Source organism: Pedobacter borealis DSM 19626 (assembly GCF_000708285.2).
GTDB lineage: Bacteria > Bacteroidota > Bacteroidia > Sphingobacteriales > Sphingobacteriaceae > Pedobacter > Pedobacter borealis.
In genome coordinates this window covers 34,750-53,294 of the sequence record NZ_JAUG01000032.1, presented here as the reverse complement: position 1 = coordinate 53,294, position 18,545 = coordinate 34,750, and the positions used below count along the sequence as shown (strand labels likewise).

At 37.2% G+C, this 18,545-nt stretch carries 20 protein-coding genes; 5 read left to right on the top strand and 15 right to left on the bottom strand.

Features of this window, described 5'->3' with window-relative positions; translation table 11 throughout:
- Window positions 1-4: 4 nt before the first annotated feature.
- A complete protein-coding gene (locus AW17_RS11075; RefSeq protein ID WP_157280266.1) occupies window positions 5-250 on the bottom strand; it encodes a hypothetical protein in 246 nt (81 codons plus the stop codon).
- A 261-nt stretch (window positions 251-511) separates the two neighbouring features.
- Between AW17_RS11075 and AW17_RS11070 the strand changes: the two genes are divergently transcribed.
- Entirely contained in the window at window positions 512-712 is a 201-nt protein-coding gene (locus tag AW17_RS11070) for a DUF3606 domain-containing protein (RefSeq protein WP_029276356.1), read from the top strand.
- Window positions 713-1,252: 540 nt separating this feature from the next.
- On the opposite strand, the gene AW17_RS11065 is transcribed toward AW17_RS11070, so the two are convergent.
- The 7 genes from AW17_RS11065 to AW17_RS11040 form a co-directional block, all read right to left on the bottom strand.
- On the bottom strand, window positions 1,253-1,573 hold the full coding sequence (locus tag AW17_RS11065) for a hypothetical protein (RefSeq protein ID WP_029276354.1): 321 nt from the start codon (window positions 1,571-1,573) through the stop codon (window positions 1,253-1,255).
- On the bottom strand, window positions 1,563-1,694 hold the full coding sequence (locus AW17_RS25135) for a hypothetical protein (protein WP_280739969.1): 132 nt from the start codon (window positions 1,692-1,694) through the stop codon (window positions 1,563-1,565). The genes AW17_RS11065 and AW17_RS25135 overlap by 11 nt, the downstream gene beginning before the upstream one ends.
- 220 nt (window positions 1,695-1,914) lie before the next feature.
- A complete protein-coding gene (locus AW17_RS11060) occupies window positions 1,915-2,496 on the bottom strand; it encodes an HPP family protein (protein ID WP_029276352.1) in 582 nt (193 codons plus the stop codon).
- A gap of 120 nt (window positions 2,497-2,616) precedes the next feature.
- Window positions 2,617-3,480 (bottom strand): OmpA family protein, encoded by an 864-nt coding sequence (locus tag AW17_RS11055; RefSeq protein ID WP_029276350.1) that lies wholly within the window; start codon window positions 3,478-3,480, stop codon window positions 2,617-2,619.
- Window positions 3,481-3,554: 74 nt separating this feature from the next.
- Window positions 3,555-6,065 (bottom strand): beta-L-arabinofuranosidase domain-containing protein, encoded by a 2,511-nt coding sequence (locus AW17_RS11050; protein WP_029276348.1) that lies wholly within the window; start codon window positions 6,063-6,065, stop codon window positions 3,555-3,557.
- A 360-nt stretch (window positions 6,066-6,425) separates the two neighbouring features.
- Window positions 6,426-6,818, bottom strand: a complete 393-nt coding sequence (locus tag AW17_RS11045; protein ID WP_029276347.1) for a nuclear transport factor 2 family protein — start codon at window positions 6,816-6,818, stop codon at window positions 6,426-6,428.
- A gap of 112 nt (window positions 6,819-6,930) precedes the next feature.
- Complete coding sequence (locus AW17_RS11040) at window positions 6,931-8,916, bottom strand: sialate O-acetylesterase (protein WP_029276345.1); 1,986 nt, start codon at window positions 8,914-8,916, stop codon at window positions 6,931-6,933.
- A 219-nt stretch (window positions 8,917-9,135) separates the two neighbouring features.
- Here AW17_RS11040 and AW17_RS11035 point away from each other — a divergent pair, with 219 nt between their 5' ends.
- The gene (locus tag AW17_RS11035) at window positions 9,136-9,450 is read left to right on the top strand and encodes an RNA recognition motif domain-containing protein (RefSeq protein WP_029276343.1); all 315 of its coding nucleotides are present in this window, start codon (window positions 9,136-9,138) and stop codon (window positions 9,448-9,450) included.
- A gap of 290 nt (window positions 9,451-9,740) precedes the next feature.
- On the top strand, window positions 9,741-10,040 hold the full coding sequence (locus AW17_RS11030; protein WP_029276342.1) for a cation:proton antiporter domain-containing protein: 300 nt from the start codon (window positions 9,741-9,743) through the stop codon (window positions 10,038-10,040).
- A gap of 528 nt (window positions 10,041-10,568) precedes the next feature.
- On the opposite strand, the gene AW17_RS11025 is transcribed toward AW17_RS11030, so the two are convergent.
- From AW17_RS11025 to AW17_RS11015, 3 genes are read right to left on the bottom strand one after another with little or no spacing between them, the layout of a single operon-like run.
- Window positions 10,569-12,245 carry a sodium/sugar symporter gene (locus AW17_RS11025; RefSeq protein WP_029276340.1) on the bottom strand — a complete coding sequence of 559 codons (1,677 nt, stop codon included), beginning with the start codon at window positions 12,243-12,245 and terminating at the stop codon, window positions 10,569-10,571.
- A gap of 39 nt (window positions 12,246-12,284) precedes the next feature.
- On the bottom strand, window positions 12,285-13,436 hold the full coding sequence (locus AW17_RS11020; RefSeq protein WP_029276338.1) for a galactokinase: 1,152 nt from the start codon (window positions 13,434-13,436) through the stop codon (window positions 12,285-12,287).
- A gap of 11 nt (window positions 13,437-13,447) precedes the next feature.
- Window positions 13,448-14,509 (bottom strand): UDP-glucose--hexose-1-phosphate uridylyltransferase, encoded by a 1,062-nt coding sequence (locus AW17_RS11015; RefSeq protein ID WP_029276336.1) that lies wholly within the window; start codon window positions 14,507-14,509, stop codon window positions 13,448-13,450.
- 161 nt (window positions 14,510-14,670) lie between these two features.
- On the opposite strand from AW17_RS11015, the gene AW17_RS11010 reads away from it, so the two are divergent.
- Entirely contained in the window at window positions 14,671-15,369 is a 699-nt protein-coding gene (locus AW17_RS11010) for an NUDIX hydrolase (RefSeq protein ID WP_029276334.1), read from the top strand.
- A 252-nt stretch (window positions 15,370-15,621) separates the two neighbouring features.
- Complete coding sequence (locus tag AW17_RS11005) at window positions 15,622-16,152, top strand: OmpA family protein (RefSeq protein WP_029276332.1); 531 nt, start codon at window positions 15,622-15,624, stop codon at window positions 16,150-16,152.
- 229 nt (window positions 16,153-16,381) lie between these two features.
- Here the strand turns inward: AW17_RS11005 and AW17_RS25385 are convergent, their stop codons facing one another.
- The 4 genes from AW17_RS25385 to AW17_RS10985 all read right to left on the bottom strand — a co-directional run bounded on the left by AW17_RS25385 (window position 16,382) and on the right by AW17_RS10985 (window position 18,528).
- A complete protein-coding gene (locus AW17_RS25385; RefSeq protein ID WP_051691770.1) occupies window positions 16,382-16,609 on the bottom strand; it encodes a glycoside hydrolase family 16 protein in 228 nt (75 codons plus the stop codon).
- A gap of 24 nt (window positions 16,610-16,633) precedes the next feature.
- Window positions 16,634-16,843 carry a family 16 glycosylhydrolase gene (locus AW17_RS25380; RefSeq protein ID WP_051691769.1) on the bottom strand — a complete coding sequence of 70 codons (210 nt, stop codon included), beginning with the start codon at window positions 16,841-16,843 and terminating at the stop codon, window positions 16,634-16,636.
- Window positions 16,840-17,238 (bottom strand): glycoside hydrolase family 16 protein, encoded by a 399-nt coding sequence (locus AW17_RS24635; protein WP_051691768.1) that lies wholly within the window; start codon window positions 17,236-17,238, stop codon window positions 16,840-16,842. Before AW17_RS24635 ends, AW17_RS25380 begins: the two co-directional genes overlap by 4 nt.
- 96 nt (window positions 17,239-17,334) lie before the next feature.
- Window positions 17,335-18,528: a DUF4998 domain-containing protein gene (locus AW17_RS10985; protein ID WP_029276331.1), complete on the bottom strand. Its 1,194-nt coding sequence runs from the start codon at window positions 18,526-18,528 to the stop codon at window positions 17,335-17,337.
- Window positions 18,529-18,545: the final 17 nt, after the last annotated feature.

The following is an 18,545-nucleotide window of genomic DNA, read 5'->3' as shown; positions in this document are numbered from 1 at the left end:
GAAACTAACCGCTTATTTCTTCCATTTCTAATTTAACGTTAACCGCTACCAAACCACGTTTGTGTAATTCTATTTCAAAAATTATTTTCGAATTTATATTAATTTGATCAGATATATTATCTAATTGAAAGTGAATATCCTGGCCATTTTCGTCAATAATGATTCCGTGTCCATATTCAAAGTCAATTTGAGTAACGTCTCCCTTCCTCATATCGCCCATTACAGAATATTTTTTATAAATAACAGACAATTATAGTCATTTTATGTATAATTAAAGATACATAAAATTATTTTTTTTGTATAGTTATTAATATTTCATATACCATTTATGATTACTAAAACGAATTAATAGAAGAGAATGAACGATTTTGACTTTATTTTAATTATGATTTAAATGTTATTTTTTTTTTCAAACAGCTGGTTTACAAATTGTTATTACAAATAAAAAAACTATTTTTATTGAACCAAATCGAGCTTGTGCGTGTTATTAACTGAATTAATCATCCCAATCATGAAAAATCTCATCCAAACCCCGAGCATTAAAGAAGAAATCATCTTATTATCCGAAGAAACGGATCGAAATTATTGGGCTAAGCGTTTAGGCGTAAGTTCTGAAGTTTTGAAATCTGCGGTTAGGGCAACAAGAAGCATTATGTTAAATCAAATTACAGCTTATTTAAACCAGCAAAAGAAAAAAATCAGCATTTCCTGATTGTTAAATCGGTATAATTATCTGATTAGAAAATTATATTTCATTTAGCGTATTAACGGCGGCGAGTACTTCTTTGCGCTTAAATGAGATGGTTAAACCTTTTCATCAATGCAATGGCTCTTTATATATAATATAAAGAATTACAAAATGGCAACCACAACAAAAACAGCAAGCGCTGCTAAAAGGCCTACATCCTCTGTAGCCATAAAATTTATTTCAATCGAATTTGTCGCGTTGTCCAAAGGACTCCTACGGAGAGCTTATCCAAACGCTTAAAAATGCACTAAACCTTTTTCCGACAGTTACCGACAGACCCCAATAGAAAGGTCGTCATTGCGAGGCACGAAGCAATCTTAAAGCGCTCGCTACTAGCGATAGTTGTAAGATTGCTTTGTCGGCTGAAAAGGCCGCCTCGCAATGACGATAATCTGAGGAGATTTAATCTCTTAAATCCTCTGTCACTTATATTCATTTTTATAAAATAAATAACCCTCAGGATGACAAATCGATACCAATGGCACAGCTTCTTCTATTTTAAAATTAATACTTTAATCTTCCCGTACAATAAGCCAATAGATTAACAGATTCTTTTGAAATTTTCTTGGGATTAAGGTTATCCTTGATGTTGGTAACTGCGGTTCCAAGCTTCTCTTGCAACAGATCGAGTATTCCAATTATATTTTCTGGTACTATGGTTAAGGATAATAAGGGATAATATTTATTCTCCAGGTCCTTTTTCTGATTATTTGTCGCCAAATCTAAAGTCCATTCTTCAGTTGCAGAAAAACCATATTCGTGCCTTGTATTATTAAGTTCGTACAAAAAAACTTTTGCCTGAACTTTCGGATCGTTACTTGCCATTTTTACCTGGCTTTTTTGCAAATAGATCTGTCTCGACCTTTGCCGACTTACCTTTTCCTGATTGATAATCAGACGGTGCTTTTTTATTAACACCAGCCTCTTTCTTTTTGTCTCTACTCATCTTTAAATGATTACAGTTTGATAAGACCAATCATCATTGCATAAACAATTCGGTGATTGGAATAAAAAAATACTCATCTAAAATTTAAGATTAGAGAATACCGCAATGGTATATCAGCGAGAGAAAAGCAATGTAATTAGATTATTAATTACTGATATAATCAAATATACATTTATAATAGGCTAAAATCGTCATATCAATATGGTTATCGAGATATATTTTACCTGCGGTAGCGATGCCAAACCCTATACCATTTTTTATTATTAGGGTAACTGCGATGCGATGTTCTGTTGTTTATCATTATAGCGACTAAGAGTAAAATACTGGCGCCAGACAAAACCGGGCACAGTACATACAAATAACCTAACGATTGTATTTTAGCCGAACCGATATTGGCGATAAGTGCGGTCGCCCCACCTGGGGGATGCAATGTTTTGGTAATCTGCATCAATACAATGGATAAAGAAACCGACAAGGCAGAAGATAACCACACTTCGCCGGGAATAAGTTTATGAATGGTAACGCCTACCAATGCACAAACCACATGCCCACCGATTAAATTCCTCGGCTGTGCCAGTGGGCTGTTTATAATTCCATAAATAAGTACCGATGAGGCACCAAATGAACCGATGAGAAACAGGTTATCGTTGGCGGTAAAGTATTTAGAATGGAGTAAGCCAATAATGCCAATACCTAAAAACGCTCCAATAAATGTCCAAACGTGTTCTTTAAAATCGACTAAAGTTTCTTTGTAAACAATATATTTTGCTGTGCGAAGGTGTTTTCTTATCCGTTTTCTCATAACCTGTACTGAAGCGCGTGCAAAATTAGCAAAATATAAAAGGGAAAAGAGAAAGTTTTACAAATAAAAAAGGGTCGAAAAATTAATTTCAACCCTTTAAAATGATTATTATTTCTGATTTTATTTTTGAGATTGCTCAGGCGCTTTTCCGATCAGATCCATAAACTGATCTAACTTAGGTGTAATAATGATTTGTGTACGCCTGTTTTTCGCTTTCCCTCCTACTGTTGTATTATCAGCAATTGGATTAAATTCACCACGTCCGCCTGCGGTTAACCGCTTAGGATCGACAGCATATTTGGTTTGCAATACCTGAACCACTGATGAAGCACGCAAGGCACTTAAATCCCAGTTGTTTCGGATATTGGTTTGAGCGATAGGCACATTATCGGTATTACCTTCAATCAGCACATCATAAGTATCGTAATCTTTAATGATTTTAGCAATTTTGTTTAAAGTTTCTCCTGCTTTATCAGAAACTTCGTAACTGCCTGATTTATACAACATGTTATCAGCCAAAGAGATATAAACTACGCCTTTAAGCACTTGTACATCAACATCTCCCAACTCTTCTTTACTTAATGATCGCGTCAAATTATTAGTCAACACCATATTAAGTGAGTCACTTTTATTTTTGGCATTTACCAGTTGTTTGATGTATTTATTCGAACTGTTAATTTCATCAACCAGTTTCGAAATGTTAACATTGCCCTGGCTACTAGAATTTAAACATTTGTTCAAAGCATCCTGCAATGCAGTTACATTGGCTTTTTCTGATGCGATCTGCTCTTCCAAACTTTTAACCCTGCTGGTGCTGCCACTAAGCTCGCGTTGACTATCCTGGTATTTATTACTTAATTCCTGGTTCCTTTCTCTCAGCTTAGCATAAGTATCCTGAAGTTCTGCATATTTCTTATTGCTTACACAACCAGCTGCAAGCGCAAGGGCAAAGAGCATTATAGGAATTGATTTGTATAATTTCATAATCTTATTTTTATTTATTGATGATAGGTTAACAAATTCCTTGCCGCAAAGTTCAATACCAGCCTGAACCGATGTTAAAAAGCATTAATCTTTACCGAATCGAAGCTAGCCAAAGCTTTATACGTTCTTAATCCTATACTACCAGATTGATATTGACTATCTGTTGCAGAAAGAATGGGGTTTGCCGACCCGTTTATAAAAACATCAAATTTATCTCCTTTCGCCACTATCTTTAAGGTATACATTTTGTTCATTTCAACAGGATATTTCCCTGAACTTATAGCGGTCCATTTTTTTCCGTTAGCTTTTCCCAACAGTACCATTCCATTAGACTGATCCAACCCCACATAATACCCTTGGTAAGCATCGGCACCAATTGCCGGATCAGAAACCCTGAACATTAAACCAGCATCACCGGCAGTATTGATTTTAACATTTACCTGGTAAGTAAAATCTGTAAAATCTGTTCCATTAGCCACATATTTAGATCCATTTATGCCATAACCACCAGAGCCTGCGTTTGATGCCGAATTAACCTGTCCATCTTTCCAAAACCAGCCACCTCCATAAAAAACCCAATTATTGGCCATTCCGTGATCAAAATTTTCGACCAAAGCCTTATTTATTTTTTTTGGCTGACCGATTACAGGAAAACAGCTTAAGCGTATATTTTCAGATCCATAAGGTACCAAGGTAACTTCTTCCTGCTTTTCGGCTGAGGAAACTGGACTAAAAGGCACATCAAAAGCAGCTACTTTGTTGTATCCTAGCGTCCAGGACGGAATCTTTTTTGCCTGAACCTTTAATTTAACCGGTGCATTCGCGGCAATAAAAGGATTTTCGGGCATTGTAGCGCTCACCACATTAACGTCGCTTAAATTACCTTTATCTAATACTAAACCATAGTTCCATGCCGATTCCGGACGGATTTCGTAGTCTGTAAAGCCAGCAACCGGATGTGTTTTAGTTACCTTATCTACTGCCTTAATTTCTAAGGCATACACAATAGGCCCACGTTCTACACTAACGGAATTGTTTACTTGAGCCTGAGTAGTAATTTGCATCGGGAAATTCAGTTCTAATTGATCCTGATTTTTCCATTCGCGGGATATGGTAAACATTTCACCGGCTTTTACTCCTTTTAAGATAGTTCCATTTAATTTTATGCTAGGTTTTACACTCCAAGCTGGGATTCTTAAAATCAATGGAAAGGACATAGAAGTGGTAAGCCCCATTTTTAACCTGATCTGTTCTTCGAAGGGATAATTGGTTTCTTCGGTAATTTTTATTTTTTTATTGTTGGCTAACACAGTTTCTATTTCCATTGGGCCATAGGTAATTACTGCCAAGCCGTTCTCAGGGGTAGCCACTACACTACTTTTTACAAAATAAGGCCAGCCCATATGCATGTTATAGCGGCAGCACCCATAACCTGAATAGGGACTAGAAACAATCCCTGAACCATAATCTTGATTAAAGCCGTGCTCCCCATGAATGCTTTGAACCTGATTGGGTAATGTATAATATGAATGGTTTTTAAAATCCCTGCTAAACTGAGCAGGTAAAGCATTAAAGGCCACTTTTTCCAACTGATCGCCAATACTGACATCGTGAATAACCTTTGCCGCAGTTTCTAAACTCTGCATCCATTCTACCACAGTACAGGTTTCTACTCCTTCTATGCTGCTTGTACCCGCCAGAAATTCAGTCCCTGAACCTAAACCTTCTGGCTGACCATGGTCGTGCATAATGTTCGCTATACCTTTGGAAAGTGCTTCAAGATTAGAAGGACGATCTTGAAGTTGAGCATAAAGCACTGGGAACTTTAAGGCTTGAGCTACATTAACCATATGTTTTGGCTGAAAATCATCACCAAAAAAGTAAAACCCGTTATTGCTATAAATATCGATCCAAGGGTATGCCTGTTGTTTTAACTTTTCTACGAGTCGTAATAAATCCTGATCGCCGGTTTTATTGTAAAGCCAAATGGCTATTTCCATATTATCGCCTGCTCTTGATTTACCCCATTCCTTTAATGGATCGCCATCAAGATTAGCCAGTTCATATTTGAAATATTTTGAGAGAAAAGGAATTACCCTTTTATCATTTGTGGCCTCGTAATAGCTTTGCAAAGCATACATCATTGGCATGCGTGGCCACCAATCTTTCATTTTCGGTGGGCCAAATAATCCGTTGGCTTGTTGATTGTTCAAAGTCCAATCGATGTACTTTTGTGCTTTTGCTTTTAGCGTAGGATCATCTAAGGTATAAGCCAATGCTACCAAACCTTTAACATAATATGGTACCCGCTCCCATCCATTTCCATCGCCTCCTAGCCAATCGGAGTTTTTGCCCAGATTATCTTTTTCAGGGTATAGCTCTTCTGCCATTCCCGTTGCACCATCTCTTTGCTGCTCTAGTTGCTTTAACAACCATCCTTTGGCTTTAATACTCCCTATGGGCAATTGCATATAAACATGCTGTTTTAAGGGTTTTTTGTTGAATTCAGTTAAATTCTGGGCATTTAAAGTATGAATAGATAGACAGGAAACCAGAAAATAGATTGAGGTAAATATTCTTTTCATAAAAGGATTATTGGTTAGGTAATATTTCATAAAACTAATAAATATGAGCGAATATTAAAACGATTTAGTAATCTTATATTCAAACAGTTCAAAAAGCAATGTTAAGTTGGTTAAAGCAAACCTAAGCGCTGAAAATAATAAATTGAAAGGTAAAAAATTATACAGTTTGCAAGCCTGGAGGTTTACACCAGATTGTGATATATACCTATTTTTAACTTGCCAGGGTAAGCATTGACCTCGTTCGCTTATCAAGCTTTTGGTTGAAACTGAGATTAGTTCTATATTAGATCTAGAGAGCGTTAATTTAGAATCGGGGGATAGCCATTGGTTATTCCCCGTTCTTATTTTTAAGCAAATATTTTATACTGAAATGCTTGTACAGCTGGCAGAAATTACTTTCCAATCTTCTCTCACTTTACCCCAAACCCTTAACCATTGATATTTGCCGTTAAGTAAAATATTTGAATAACTTCCCTTAATAAAAAGACTTGCAGAAACAATAACAATAGATTCAAAAACACGTATTTCCCGTTTGGATACATTGATTTTGGTAATTTTGATCATGCCACTCCGGTAGACATCCAGATCCATCTCTTTATCCAACACATTCCCATATTGATCATGAAAAAGCATTCCATCGGCAAACAATAAATCGAGTATCTTCAGGTCTGTTCTTTTAAATCCATCTAATAATTTTTCTTCTAGGTCGGCAATCAGGAGAATGGTTTCCTGGTCTGATAAAATATTTGGCATAATTTCCGGTTAGCTAGTAAAAATATAAAGTAAGCCACAAAGAATAGCGTAACTTTAAATATTGCCTGCATTACACGGATTTAACCACACACATTGCACAAATTTTTACCAATTATTTCTTTGCAAAGGTAAGGCCTTGCCAGGTATCTGTTCTGAAAGGTGATGCCGGCAAGCCATCATTACTAACCAGGTTACACACAGGATTATTTCCCCATGCATAACGAACTGCTACAGGATTTGCCACCTGATCGCTACTTACGATGATCTGATTCCCCTGGATGCTTGCTTTGGCCCAATAAAATTTCTTATCTGCTCCAGCGATGGCAAAACCGGTTAGTGCTGCACCATCTACGGCTTTTAATCCATTTTCTGTATTGCCAAAAGTTAAACGGATCTGTTTTCCTTCTACTTTATTTGATTGATAAATGGGACCGGAATAGTTTATTTTCTGACCATATGTTTTAGCCAGGGCGATTAAGGCTAACCTTCTACCCACCTCTTGTTTGTTTTTAGGGTGAATATCTTTTGCATCACCGATATCAATAATGGTAGCCATACCTGTATTCGGTAGTGTAAGTGTTTTTTGTTGGGCCTCTCTAAGCTCCGCCCAGGCAGATTCTACAGGAGAATGATCAATCTGCATAAAATTGGCCAGTTGAACGAAATAGAATGGAAAATCTCCCTGCCCCCATTTCTGGCGCCAATCTTTAATCATCGTTGGAAATAATTCGCGGTATTGGTAAGCTCTATCGGCATTACTTTCTCCCTGATACCAAATGGCACCTTTAATTGAAAATTGCAGGTAAGGATGAATCATCGCATTGTACAAAACGGTTGGTCTGTTAGGACCATTTTCTTCATAAGGTTTAGCTTCAATATTTTTAAAATCTACCCCCACTCTATACTTCCAGTCGCCAGCTAAAGAAATTTTCTCTGCCGTGTTGTTTGTTAAGCTCAAATCTTTGGCGTCACAATATATACCGCCGCCGCCACCACTGTCAAAAACCCTAACAGTAATCGTATTTTCACCTATTTTGAGCAGATTTGCAGGTATCGTATATGTTCTACCAACATTATACCCTACCGTTTCACCCACTTTTACTCCGTTTACGAAGGTAATATCGTTATCATCAATTGTACTTAAATTAAGTTTAGCGCCGTTTGTTTCCCAGTTTTCGGGGATGTTAATCTTTTTTGAAAACCATACAATGCCATCAAAATTTTTAAGGGCTGCATCTTCCCACAAAGTCGGCAAAGTCATGCTTTTCCAGTTTTTAGTTTCTGCCAAAGCCCATTTTGTTTCTCCAGCCTGATAACCGGAATCTTTCTCGGTTGTCATTTTAATCCAATTCTGCAGTTTTTCTTCGTAAGAAACTGTTGATTGATTTTTAGCTGTTTTTTGGATCTTATCAACTGCGGCAGAAAAATCGGTCATTTTTTTAAGCGATTCGGCACTTGTCCAGGCTTCAGCAATTGTTCCTCCCCATGAAGTATGGATTAGGCCCATAGGGATTTTAGTTTTTTCATACACTTCGCGGGCGAAGAAATAGGCTGTAGAAGAAAACTCAGCAATATATTTTGGGTTACATTCCTGCCAACCACTATTAGTCACTTTGGCATCGTTAAGTGGAAAACTACTGGTAACATGTTCTGCCTGTAATAAACGGATATTTGGAAATTTAGCATCAGCAATTTCTTTTTCGTGGTTAAGGATTTTTCCCCACCCCGCTAAAGGCATTTCCATATTCGATTGGCCTGAGCAAATCCAAACATCCCCTATTAATACATTGTTTAGCACCAATAATTCTCCATCGGAAATGGTGATCGAATATGGCCCGCCGTAACCTGGCGTTGCCACTTTAATTTTCCAATTGCCACTGGCATCTGCAATAGCCCCATAATTAATTTTATTCCACGAAACCGTTATCTTAACGGCTTTACCAGCTGTGGCTTTACCCCAAATGGCCGCATTTGTTTTTTGCTGCAAAACCATATTGTCGCTAAATACTGACGGCAATAAAATTTTTGACTGTACTAGTAGCGAACTGAAGAGGAATAATGCGATAATGAGTATAGATTTTAACTTAGAGATGCTCATATTTTAACCTATTTTTTGATGATTAGAAAGCGAATGTACATTTTATGTCTGTCAACATCAATATATATGCCTGCTCTTCACAAATTTATGATAAAAATGAGGCAAAATTCATTTAATTAGTTTGGGTAAGAATATCATTTTGCTTATTTTGCAAGTCTAAAAGAACAATTCTTGATTTAAGCTTGATTTAATCGGATGTTCTCTCAAATTACTGAATTAATGGTTAAGATTTTTATAGGTGGCCTTCCTGACAATATCCAAGAGATGGATTTGGCGATATTGGTTAGCCTTCATGGTAGGGTAGAAACGATTAAAATTGTTCGTGATAGAGCTACTGGCAAGTGTAAAGGCTATGCTTTTTTGGAAATATACAGTTTACCGGATGCTAAAAACATTGTATCTACCTTAAATGGAGAAACTTTTAAAGGCAATGTAATTACAGTTAAAATATCGGAAGAGGAAAGTGGTGTTCAAGCGGCAAAGCCAAAAACCAGCCAACCTTTTAAGAGTAAAAGGCCTAGGTTACAGCGCTAATTCACTCTTAATCTATATTTTTCATTCTTCCTCTGTAATTTTTCCGTATTATAAAACGGTATTATCTCGTTTTAGCAATGCATCCATGCTTTCTTTTTTTATTGTATCATTAAGAATTGAAGGACATTAAAGTTTTATCCTTCTAATTTAACCGCATTTATCGCAGTAGAATTCAAGACATTCCCTCGTTTCATCGATTAATTTATTTCGGCCAGAAACTTTTTAATCCAGTTCTAAACATATATTTTGCAAGTAAGTGTTTCGACTTCTATTAAACGCGTTTTGCCGATATGGAAAATTATGCCATTGTAATATTTATTTTAGCTGTGATGATTGGCCTTTCTGCTGTAGCCGATCGAATTAAAATCCCCTATCCTATTTTATTGATTATAGCTGGAATAGCGGTGGGTTTTGTTCCATCTTTGCCACCAATTGACATTAATCCTGAAATTATATTTTTGATATTCCTCCCACCATTGCTTTACGATGCCGCTTTTAAGGCCATTAAGGTTTTAAATTTAAATGCGAGCGTCTTCCTGAACTTCTTTCAGGATCTTTCACGATGGTTAGTTTTATCATTAAGGAATTAAGAACATTAAGGTTTAAATTTAAATGCGAGCGTCTTCCTGAACTTCTTTCAGGATCTTTCACGATGGTTAGTTTTATTATTAACCTGAGTTCGATAATTATTTGCTGAAAATTATATCTTATTTACGCCTAATCCCGCTTTATCGTCCTGCTGAATTTATTTCAGCATCTTTTTAGCGTGAAAGACCCTGAAATAAATTCAGGGTGACGACCGTCTTAACAGAAAACTTGATTAAAACGCCACAAAATGAGATTTAATAATCGAACTCAGGTTATTAAGGAATTAAGGACATTAAGTTTTTCTACCTTAAATCTAATACCAATGGTCATAAGCTTAAGAAAAGTATTGTAGTGACAATGAGCTTCCGTGGAGTATCGTCATCTCGACCGTAGTGTTCCGAAGGAACTCCTTTGGAGGAGAGATCTTTTAACATGGTTCAAAGGTTTCTTTCCGACTTAATTTCGGCGTTATACAAAAAAAGGGATAAAATCTAATGACTTTATCCCTTTCCTATTTTATACATTATCGTTTACCAGTATACACTATAAAGTGCAACCAATAATCCGATGATGATTAAAGCCCCTACTGCAAAACTGGTAGAGGTTTTGAACATTTTAGCATCGATAGCCAGTCCTTTAGCTTCTGCCTTAACTTTGTTGCTCGCTAAACTGATGATCACCATACCAAGGATACAGAATACAAATACAAAGCCCATCCGATCTAAAAATGGAATTTCGTAAACACCCGTTGCATTTTTAACAGAGAAACCCATTCCTGATAACCATGAAAGATCGGTAAGTTTAGGTAAGAATTTAAGTAAAATTGACAAACCGAAACCACCGATGGTAGCGAATAGTGCCGCACTTGAAGTTGTTCTTTTCCAAAAGAAACCTAAAATAAACATGGCAAAAATACCTGGAGAAACAAAACCTGTATACTCCTGGATATATTGGAATCCCCCTTTTTTATCGATTCCTAAATGTGGTGCAATTAATACGCCAAGAATCATCGCTACAATAATCGAAATCTTACCTGTTGTTACTAAATTTTTCTCGGTAGCATCGGTCTTTAATACTTTCTTGTAAATATCTAAAGTAAAAATAGTTGCAATACTGTTTGCTTTACCTGCTAAAGAGGCTACCACTGCAGCGGTTAATGCAGCGAACGAAAGTCCTTTTAATCCGGCGGGCAGTAAATTCAGTAATACCGGATATGCACGGTCTGGGTTTACTGATCCATCTTGTAGCATTTCCGCTTGAAAGGCACCATCTTTATATAAAACATAAGCTGCAATACCTGGTAACACGACAATAATTGGCATTAATAATTTTAAGAATGCAGCAAAAAGAATGCCTCCGCGGGCAGTCTCCAGGTTAGCACCCAAAGCACGTTGAGTAATGTATTGGTTACAGCCCCAATAATTTAAGTTCACAATCCACATACCGCCTACAAGCACGCTTAAGCCAGGTAAATCGATATAATTTTCGTTATCTGGCTTTAAAATCATGTGAAAATGTTCAGAAGCCTTTGAAGTCATTAAGCTATAACCTTCAAAAATACCTGTTGTTCCATAGTGTGTAGAAACTAAGTTTAAAGCCAAATAGGTAGTGGCCAAACCACCCAGAATTAAGAAAAACACCTGAATAACGTCGGTATATCCAATAACTTTCATTCCACCCAGCGTAATAATAATAGCAAAACCTGCAATGGCGTACATACAGAAACTTAAATCGAAACCAGAAATACTGCTTACTGCTAAAGCACCTAAGTAAAGGATCGAGGTTAAGTTAACTACAACATAAAGTAATAACCAGAAAACAGCCATTATCATGGCTACCGTTCCGTTATAACGCTGATGTAGGAATTGCGGCATTGTAGCAATTTTGTTTTTCAGGTAAACCGGAATAAAGAATACCGCAACAACCACTAAGGTTAATGCGCCCATCCATTCGTAGGTTGCAATGGCCAATCCCATTTTAAAGCCTGATCCGCTCATACCGATAAACTGCTCTGCAGAAATATTAGATGCAATTAACGATGCGCCGATTGCCCACCAGGTTAAAGAGCCTTCAGCAAGAAAATAATCTTTAGAACCTGTAGATTCTGACTTTTTCTTGTTATAAATGTAGAGCCCATAAGCGGCCACAATAACGAAGTAAATTGCAAATACAATGTAATCCTTCGTGTCTAGTAAATTATGTTTCATTGATTTATTTTGGTTAGTATACCTTTGGTTATTTAAATTTTAGCTGTATAAGCTGGTTCCGTTATCAGTTTGAACAGTGTAGGAACCAAGCTTGAGTCCGAACTGTAGTAAGTATTTTGAAGATAACGCCTCAATTAAATCAGCAATTTTTTCTTCCTTAACAATATTGATGGTACAACCACCAAAACCACCGCCCATCATTCTGGCACCTAATACATAATCAAGAGGTTTAACCGCATCAACCAGGAAATCTAATTCTTTACAGCTCACTTCGTAATCTTTGCTTAAACCTTCATGCGTTTCGAACATCAGTTTACCCAAACCTTGCAGGTTACCATTTTCCAGTTGCTCCGCAGCGGTTAATAAACGGCCGATTTCTTTCACTACAAAACTACATTTGGTGTAAACTTCCAGATCTTTTGGTTTAACATGGGTTTCTAACATGGCTAAATCTACATCACGAAGCATACTTACATTTGGATAATGCTCCTTTACCCAGGCAACACCTTGTTCGCACTGTGATCTTCTTTTGTTGTAGGCAGAATCGGCAAGTGCGTGTTTTACATTCGTATTTAAAAGCAAAAGTTTATATCCATCTAATTTTAATGGGATATAAATGTGTTTCATCGATCTGCAATCGAGCATAATGGCTTGGTCTTTCTTGCCAAATACAGAGGCAAACTGATCCATAATTCCACAGTTAACACCAGCAAAAGTCTGTTCTGCCTTTTGTGCAATCAATGCAATATCCATTTTCGGAACGGAAAGTGAAAAAAGTTGATCGAGCGCAAAGCCGGTAGCACATTCTACAGCAGCAGACGACGATAAACCAGCACCCAAAGGCACGTCACCATCGATATAAAAATTAAAGCCACCCAACTGATGGCCTCTTTCTTTTAACTGATCGGCAACACCCAAAATGTAATTAGCCCAACTGTTCTCTGATTTTTTCAGGCTTTTGATCGATGAAATATCAAATTGCTGATAACTCTCCGAAAATAAATGTATTTCATCATCTTCTCTTTTTGATATGGCTACATAAATGGCTTTATCTATAGCAGCAGGCATTACAAAACCACCGTTATAATCGGTATGCTCGCCAATAATATTTATCCTTCCAGGCGAACGCACTAAAATCGGCTCAGCATTGAAAAGTCTTTTGAAAGTATTTTTTAGATCTTGTGCGTTCATTATTTAATATTTTAGTCTTCAGTTTTGTTGATTTTATAGTGGGTTGCAGACATTTCTTTTAAACGGTTAGCCGCAAACTCAGGGGTAATATCACGTTGAGGGTTAGCTAGCATTTCGTAACCGACCATAAACTTTTTAACTGATGCCGAGCGCAACAATGGTGGATAAAAATGCATGTGCCAGTGCCATTCAGGGTAATAGCCATTGTTTACTGGTGCCTGATGCATGCCTGCAGAGTATGGGAAAGAGGTTTCGAACAGGTTATCATATTTGGTTGTTAATACCTTAATGGCTTCAGCTAGCGATTTTTTCTCAGCCTCTGTAAATAATTTAATGCTATTTACATGGCGTTTACTGATAATCATGGTTTCGTAAGGCCAAACTGCCCAAAAAGGTACAAGTACCACAAAATGATCGTTTTCGAATACTATACGCTCTTTTTTCTTTTGCTCCAGTTTTAAGTAATCGCCAAGCAAACTTCTTCTGTAAATAGCATAGAACGTTTTCTGACGTTCGGTTTCTTTGGCAATTTCTAATGGAATATCGCTCTGCGACCAGATCTGACCATGTGGGTGTGGATTACTACAGCCCATTATTTCGCCTTTGTTTTCGAAAATCTGGATGTATTTGATCCAATCATTTTCGGCAAGGCTATTAAATTCATTTTGCCAAACATCTACCACAGCAGTTATGGCTTCGACACTCATTTCGGGAAGTGTGAGGTTGTGTTTCGGGCTAAAACTGATCACCCGGCAAAGCCCTTTCTGATTATTGGCTACCAATAAATCATCTTCGTTCATATTACCTGCAGGCGTATCTTCAAGCAACGCAGCAAAATCATTGGTAAAAACAAAACTTTCGGTGTATTCTGGATTGCTATCGCCATCTGCCCTGCCATTACCAGGACATAAGTAACATTTAGGGTCATATTCCGGACGGTTATCAGGTGTTACATCTTCAACCTTGCCCTGCCAGGGCCTTTTAGTACGGTGCGGAGAAACTAAAACCCATTCGCCAGTTAATATATTTAACCTGGTGTGCGGATTACTATCGAGTTCGAATGTTTGGTTCATCTTATATTTTCAATTGGTTAGAGAAAAGAAAGCATTTAGCTTAACCCATCTAAGCCGGCAAATTATAAAATTATTATTAATTGTCAAAACGACAATTAATAATAATTTTTATTTTCGTGAAAATTTGAACATATTAAGCCCTTTAAAATCTCAGATAAAAAATGATTGAATATTCTAGGCAGCCACATTACCTGGTTGCTGTTGATTGCATAGTGTTTGGGTTTGACGGTGAACACCTTAAAATTCTGTTGGTTAAACGGGGTTTAGAACCCGAAATAAACAAATGGAGTTTAATGGGTGGTTTTGTGGGTGCAAATGAAAGTCCAGACGATGCAGCGAACAGGGTACTCAAAAAAATGACAGGTTTGGAAGGTGTTTACCTGGAGCAGATGCAGATTTATGGAGAACCTGACCGCGACCCAATTGAAAGAACACTTTCTGTTGGATATTTTTCCCTTATTGATATCCATAAATATGAGGCACAGTTAAATGACGATTACGAGGCAGAATGGTTTTTGATCAACGATAGGCCAAAACTTATTTTTGATCACAACCAAATGGTTGCTGATGCCCGAAAAAAACTGAGATATAAGGCTGCCCTTCATCCAATTTTGTTCGAGATGCTACCTAAAAAATTCACCATCCCACAATTGCATATACTTTTTGAGGAAGTAAACGATACTAAAATCGATACCAGGAATTTCAGCCGTAAAATTACTTCAACCGGACTATTGATTAAGCTGGCTGAAAAAGATAGAACAGGTTCTAAAAAAGGAGCATTCTATTTTAAATTAGATAAAAAGAAATACCATGCTAATTCGCAGGCGTTCTTAAACTTAATGCCAAATTTAAAGGTTTAAATATTTTTTACCAGATCAATTTCTCTTAATTGCTTTATAGCAATAAACTGTTCAAATTTCTATGTCCGGGCTTAAAGAAAAGAGCACTGATTGCAATTATTTAAGGCAAAATTGGTTCTAAAAGTGTTTGTTAAATTTCGAGGATTAACAGACTAAACATAAGTTCTTAAAAAAAACATCGTTATAGCTGTAATCATTTATTGGTATGTTTGGGCAACAAACACACCAATAAACTTAAATTAATCTTAAAACATGAACATTACCAAAAACCTTTTATTTACTGCGCTCCTCGCCTTGTTTACCCTTACAATGTATTCTTGTAAAACAAAAAAACTGGTAGCAAAACCAGCTCCAGCACCTATTGAAAAGCCAGCACCACCAGTAGAAGAGAAAAAAACAGCGCCTGCCCCAGAGAAAGAAGAAGCTCCGGCTCCAGTTGAAAAACCCAACTTCAACTTAGATAATATCCAGTTTGAGTTTAACTCGTTTGTACTTAAAACTTCATCATTCGCTATCCTGGATAAAGCAGTGGCGGAAATGAAAAAATCGCCTAGCACCAAATTTGTACTTAACGGACATTCATCTGCTGAGGGTACACCCGATCACAATATGCAACTCTCTATCGACCGTGCAAATGCCGTAAAATCGTACTTTATAAACGCAGGTTTAAACGGCAGTAATTTTACTGTTGTTGGTCATGGCGAAAAAGAACCGATCAGCTCGAACGATAGTGAAGAAGGTAGAATGGTGAACAGAAGAACTGAAATAAAAGTTCAACATTAATTCTTAGAAATATAATAGAAGAGCTTGTATCATAAAGATAGATTTGTCATCCTGAGCTTGTCGAAGGACCCGCTTAAATACCCTCTAAGGTGTTTCGACAGGCTCAACATGACAGCATCTGAGGTGAAATCGCCTTTATGATACACCCTCTTCTTATTTACAACGCGGTCGTCCTCCTGGACTTGTTTCAGCCCTTCGACTACGCTCAGGGCGACAATTTCAAAGGCATCTATTTCTGATATACCCTAACATAATCGACTTCCATCCTATTGGGAAATTTAGTCTCATTTAACGAGCCGCCGTTCATACCGCCCATTGCCAGATCAAACAAGATGTAATGTTGTTGTTTAAAAGGATGGAAATCTGAGCCGTTATCATTTTTAAGATCGCTTAATAGCGTTTTGTTCAAAAGCATTCCATCTACAAATAAACTGATGGCTTCGCTATCCCAGTCCATGCGCCATATATGAAATTCAGCTGCTCATTTTTTTCCACCCAATTCGGCCACGGCTTTTGTGTTACTAAACCATTTCGCCTTTTTATCGGGTCCTAAACTGGCAATATTGGCCAATAATTTTCCCCGGTAGTATTCCATAATATCGATTTCACCGTTTGCAGGCCAGCGGACTTTTACGCCCAGTGTCCAAAATGCCGGCCAAAGCCCATCTGAAATGTCGATCTTTCCTCTCATTTCGAATCGACCATACTGCCAGCTTTGTAAACGTTAGTAATGATACAGGCTGAAGTATATTCAATATTTTTTGGTTTTTTACGCCATTCGTTGCTTCCTTCTACATATAGCGGATTAGGTTTTACTTCTTTTCGCGCTTCGATAATCAACTTGCCATCTTTGCAGAAAGCATTTTCGGGCTGATACCATTGTAGCTCTTCGTTACGGGCAAAACCTTTCTCATAATCCCAATTGGCTGGATCTGGAGCGCCATTTTTGTTAAATTCATCACTCCAAATTAGCTTATAACTTTCCTTAACATAAGTATTTGAAAAATTGTGATCCTTGTTTATAGCGCAGGATTGGATTAAAATAATTATCCATACAATAAGGGTGAATGGGATTCTATTTGGCATAAGTTTTTTTTGATCAACTAATTTAACATTATTCTTAAATAAAAAATTCTCTGGGTTTTGATAAAACCCAGAGAATAAGCAATTAACTTTAATACGTTAAAGTGATTTAAGCATTACTTCTTTTACAATCCAGAATTGATTTCCTGATGCCGTTAGCATCGTGGCAAGAAAGCCTATTGAAACTGTAGTTGATTGTGTTAATGTAAACTGGAATTTATTATTTACAAAATTGGTATACCCCAATGAAGTTGATACATCGGCCACATCTGGCAGGGTATTACCAGCTGCTGCTAAGATGTAAACCGGATCCTTTGCTTCATTTTTAGCCATGGTAATTTCGAAACTATAGCTGCTCGCCGGAAGCGTAAAAGTTTGGTATATTTTACCATTTGTAATTTGTGCAGTGCCATCCCAACCCATTTCCATTGCCAAACAGCCACCTTGATCCGAGCACCAGCCACCTAAACCACCATGATTTTTAATATTTGCAGTAACGGTCCAATCGGCAATATTACGCCATCTGCCACCACTTGCAGCAGCTAAGAATGGATTACCTTTATTTTTAAAATAGGTTGAGGTGATATCGGCTCCTACCCGTTGTGTTTGAAAAGCAGTTGAAAATGTATCGATTGAAACGGTATCAGGTAAAAACAACGTACGGTACCTAAGTGTGGTACCTGGCTTAATACCTGAGATAGAAGTTGTTGTCTCATCAATTTTAGCTCTGATCTTTTTAATTACATTACTCAGGTTCGTGTATTCTACTTCAGTAGCAAACACACCTGTTAAACGGTCCATTCCCTGCCAGGTAATTTTAGTTAGCCCACTTGCATCAGTAAAAGCGGATTCTATTGGCCGGTTAAACAAGGATGATTGATACCTCTGGCCATAAGACCTCCCCGTTTTGTATACCGGAATTGATTTATTCCCAACACCATCATAGGTATAGATTTCGAAATTCTGTACACCCTCTTTTACATTTTCTACAAAGTATTTCAACGTATCGATGGGATATTTTTTCTTTACGGGGATAACGACAGAATCGGCTTTATTATTCCAAAAGATTTTACACTGCGTCACTTTTGGATCTGCAAGAAACAACCCACGGATGTACACCCTATTATTTCCAGACATTACTTTTACTGAATCCAATTTCCCAGTGTAAGAAATCTCTCCCGTTTCGGTAATTTTTTTATAGTCGTCGGCCTTTATACAGGCGAGGTAAGCGCCAGCCAACAGGATCATAAAAGCTAGTTTTATGGTTCTTATATTTATTTTTTGATTATTCATCTCTAAAATTCTGTTAA